This window comes from Geodermatophilus sp. SYSU D00525 (assembly GCF_054050475.1).
Genome location: NZ_JBJGZK010000053.1, coordinates 1 through 577, shown reverse-complemented (window position 1 = coordinate 577; position 577 = coordinate 1). Strand labels below are relative to the sequence as shown.

At 68.6% G+C, this 577-nt stretch carries 1 rRNA gene; it reads left to right on the top strand.

What is annotated here, in order from left to right:
• A 16S ribosomal RNA gene (locus tag ACI796_RS23110) occupies positions 1–115 on the top strand; the annotation flags it as partial.
• Positions 116–577: the final 462 nt, after the last annotated feature.

Below are 577 nucleotides of genomic sequence, written 5' to 3'. Positions count from 1 at the left end.
CGAAGCCGGTGGCCCAACCCCTCGTGGGAGGGAGCCGTCGAAGGCGGGATCGGCGATTGGGACGAAGTCGTAACAAGGTAGCCGTACCGGAAGGTGCGGCTGGATCACCTCCTTTCTAAGGAGCACCTCACTCGGCAGACGTCGTCTGTCGGGTGCAGAGCTGTGCTCGGGCCGTGATGGCCGCCCACGACCGGGTGGTCACGAGTGTTCGAGGCAGTGCTCGAGGGTGGAACGCTGACCAGTTCGGCCGCCGGCCGCGCGCCGGCTCCCAGTACTGCCGGGTGTCCTTCGGGGCGCCGGGTGTGGATCGGAGTCGCGGGTGGTGGGGGTCGTAGGCACGCTGTTGGGTCCTGAGGGAGCGGACCCCGCCGGTTTCGCCGGCGGGGGTGCTGTCTCTGGCCGGGCCCGTCCCGATTCCACATCGCTCGTCGCCGGTTCCTCCGGTGGGCGGGGCCGGTGGGGTCAGTGGGGGCGGGTGACGGGTCGGTCGTTGAGAACTGCACAGTGGACGCGAGCATCTTATGGGCTCCGACCTGCGGGTCGGAGCTTCAGTTCGATGGTTTGTAGGTGTTCCGCC